The sequence below is a fragment of the Neisseria sicca VK64 genome (genome assembly GCF_000260655.1).
Lineage (GTDB): Bacteria > Pseudomonadota > Gammaproteobacteria > Burkholderiales > Neisseriaceae > Neisseria > Neisseria sicca_B.
Genome location: NZ_AJMT01000073.1, coordinates 1 through 3,332, shown reverse-complemented (window position 1 = coordinate 3,332; position 3,332 = coordinate 1). Strand labels below are relative to the sequence as shown.

Annotated in this window: 2 protein-coding genes and 1 pseudogene; 2 read left to right on the top strand and 1 reads right to left on the bottom strand. The window is 53.8% G+C overall.

Translation table 11 applies throughout. The features are described from left to right. The first annotated feature begins 148 nt into the window (after window positions 1-148). Together HMPREF1051_RS04465 and HMPREF1051_RS04460 are read left to right on the top strand one after the other, a co-directional pair. Entirely contained in the window at window positions 149-709 is a 561-nt protein-coding gene (locus HMPREF1051_RS04465; RefSeq protein WP_009311093.1) for an adenine phosphoribosyltransferase, read from the top strand. A 170-nt stretch (window positions 710-879) separates the two neighbouring features. Further along, entirely contained in the window at window positions 880-2,724 is a 1,845-nt protein-coding gene (locus tag HMPREF1051_RS04460; protein WP_003764970.1) for a lytic transglycosylase domain-containing protein, read from the top strand. A 489-nt stretch (window positions 2,725-3,213) separates the two neighbouring features. Here the strand turns inward: HMPREF1051_RS04460 and HMPREF1051_RS14215 are convergent. Beyond that, window positions 3,214-3,332, bottom strand: a pseudogene (locus HMPREF1051_RS14215) (chromosome partitioning protein ParB); the annotation flags it as partial.

Here is a 3,332-nt window from a genome sequence, read left to right as displayed (position 1 = left end):
TCTTAAAGATGATTGAGCCGCATTACCGTGTCGCACGCCATGTCATGAATGCTTCGGGGAACGGTTAAACCGCCCCGATGGATTTGGCAACCGACGGTCTGACGGCTACAATATCGTGTTAAAAACTTTTCATTTGGGAACACGCAAAATGTTGGTTCATCCTGAGGCGATGGGCGTCGCCGCATTGGCGGACAAAATCCGCAAAATCGAAAACTGGCCACAAAAAGGCATTTTATTTCACGACATTACACCGGTGCTTCAAAGCGCGGAATATTTCCGCCTTTTGGTGGACTTGCTGGTTTACCGCTATATGGGTCAGAAAATCGATGTCGTGGCTGGCTTGGACGCACGCGGCTTCATCATCGGCGCGGCGTTGGCGTATCAATTGAACGTCGGCTTCGTCCCCATCCGCAAAAAGGGCAAGCTGCCTTTTGATACGATTTCGCAAAGCTACGCATTGGAATACGGCGAGGCGACGGTCGAAATCCACAAAGATGCGGTCAAACCCGGCGCGCGCGTGCTGCTGGTCGATGACCTGGTCGCAACCGGCGGCACCATGCTCGCAGGCGTGGAATTAATCCGCAAACTCGGCGGCGAAGTCGTTGAAGCGGCGGCGATTTTGGAATTTACGGACTTGATCGGCGGCAGCAAAATCCGCGAAAACGGCGTTCCCCTGTTTACCCTGCTGCAAAACGAAGGCTGCATGTAAACTTTGCCCATGCCTCAAAGGTCGTCTGAAACAGCCATTCCGCTTTTCAGACGACCTTTTTGTTGTCCCTGATTACGCGGTTAATGTAAATATCGGTTTCAGATTCGGATAATGCCGCCAAATCGTTTAAAATACGGTTCTAATTGATTCTAATAAAGATACGGCAAGTAATGAACGCACAACGCATATTTTCCCTCTCGCTCAGCCTGATTGCCGCAGCCGTCTTGTCGGCGTGCGTCTCTGAAAACGACACCTCATCCAAAGAGCCTGCCTCTTCCCTGACCGAACCCGCCTCCATCCCCGCCCGCCGCGCGGAAGGCGAATCCAAAGTATTATCCGATTACGGCCAATATCAAGGCGCGCTGGACGCTGCCAAACGCGGCGACGATATGTGGGTGCAACAATTCTTGGCGCAGGCGGGCGACAGCGCGATGGCTGAAACCGTCCGCAACGAATGGCTCAAAAGCCTCGGCGCGCGCGGACAATGGGATGTGTTCCGCCAAGAAAACAAAAAGCTGAATGCGGCAGGTCGGGTGCAAGAAGTGCAATGTTATGCCGAACTGAGCAGCGGCAGCTACAACATGGCGGCAGAGCTTGTGCGCGTTACGAACAAGCTGCCCGCAGGCTGTACCCGCTTGGTCGAAAGCGCGGCATCGGCAGGTCGTCTGAACAACAACGACGCATGGCGCCGCGTACGCGGATTGTTGAGCAACAGCCAAACCAGCGACGCACGCAGCTTGGCAGCCGCCTTAGGCAGCCCGTTTGAGGGCGGCTCGCAAGGTGCGCGCGAATACAGCCTTTTGAACGTCATCGGCAAAGACGCGCGCAAATCCTCCTCCGCAGCCTCCACGCTGTCCGGCATGGAATCCGGCTTAAGCCGCGAACAAAGCAGCTTCGCATGGGGCGTATTGGGACTCTACCAAGCGCAAAATCAAAACATGCAAACCGCGTTGAGCTACTACAACCGCGTTTCCGACCGCAAACAACTGACCGACGAGCAGTTTGAATGGTACGCCCGCGCCGCCCTGCGCCTGCAACGCTGGAACGAATTGTCCGGCATCATCCAACAAATGCCCGACAACCTGCAAAAAGATCCGACTTGGCAATACTGGCTGGGCCGCAGCTACGCCGCACAAGGCAACCAAAGCCGTGCTAAAGAAATGTACGAAAAAGCCGCCGCAAGCGGACGCAATTTCTACGCCGTCTTAGCAGGCGAAGAACTCGGCCGCCGCGTCAACACCAAAAACAACGTTTCCGACGCCGATAAAAAAGACGTCCGCCGCATGGCAGACGACGGCGCCATCAAACGCGCGCTGGTTCTGTTTAAAAACAGCCAAAGCAGCAACGATGCCAAAATGCGCCGTCAGGCGCAGGCAGAATGGCGTTTCGCCACCCGCGACTTCAACGAGGACAACCTCCTGACTGCCGCGCAAGTCGCCTTTGAAAACCAGTTTTACGACATGGCGATCAACAGCGCCGACCGGACCGAGCGCAAACTCAACTACAACCTGCGCTACCTCTCTCCGTTTAAAGAAACCACCATCCGCTACGCCTCACAAGCAGGCATCGACCCCGCTTGGGTTTACGGCCTGATCCGTCAAGAAAGCCGTTTCGTCATGGGCGCGCAATCCAGCGTCGGCGCGCAAGGCCTGATGCAGGTTATGCCCGCCACCGCCCGCGAAATCGCCGGCAAAATCGGCATGAGCAGCAGCGAACTCTACACCATGGACGGCAACATCCGCATGGGTACATGGTACATGGCAGATGCCAAACGCCGCCTGCAAAACAACGAAGTGATGGCAACCGCAGGCTACAACGCCGGCCCCGGCCGCGCCCGCAACTGGCAGGCTTCTACGCCTCTGGAAGGCGCGATTTACGCCGAAACCATCCCCTTCACCGAGACCCGCGACTACGTCAAAAAAGTCATGACCAACGCGACCTTCTACGCATCCCTGTTCAACGAACCGCAAACCTCGCTGAAACAGCGTATGGGAACCGTTCCGGGCCGTTATTGATTGACTTGGCTGCATCCGATCGGATTGTTTGACAGATACGGAAGCCAAACTTGAAAAGGTCGTCTGAAAGTATGTTTTCAGACGACCTTTTTTAGTGTGGATGATGGCAAAAAACAACGAATCAACCGCTTTAATCTTCATCGCCATCCCGCACTCTTTTCAATAAACTGGTTGTGCTACCCTGCCACAATCCTTTGTATAGTGGATTAAAACTGCAATGATACGGCGTTGCCAACGCCCTTATGTACTACCCGTACACGGCGGGCGTTGCCGCCTTGTCTCATTTTTATTTTAATCCACTATAGTACGGAACCGATTCACTTGGTGCTTCAGCACCTTAGAGAATCGTTCTCTTTGAGCTAAGGCGAGGCAACGCCGTACTAGTTTAAAGTTAATCCACTATATATTGAAAAAGCCGGGTTTCGCATCATGCAAAATCCGGCTTGAAAAGCGGTTGAAAAGGCTTTTGGTCGATATCTGATTGTCGTCTTATGCCTGATAATCAATGCCCAACTGTTTCAGCAGATACTCAAATGTTTCCGGCGTATCGAAGTGGAGGACGATTTTGCCTTTTTTGTGATTGGTGGTTTTGACTTCCGCATTAACGC

Bases quoted from the DNA above. Each gene is read 5' to 3' on its own strand.
- HMPREF1051_RS04465 (WP_009311093.1), top strand. From the start codon at position 149: ATGTTGGTTCATCCTGAGGCGATGGGCGTCGCCGCATTGGCGGACAAA.
- HMPREF1051_RS04460 (WP_003764970.1), top strand. From the start codon at position 880: ATGAACGCACAACGCATATTTTCCCTCTCGCTCAGCCTGATTGCCGCA.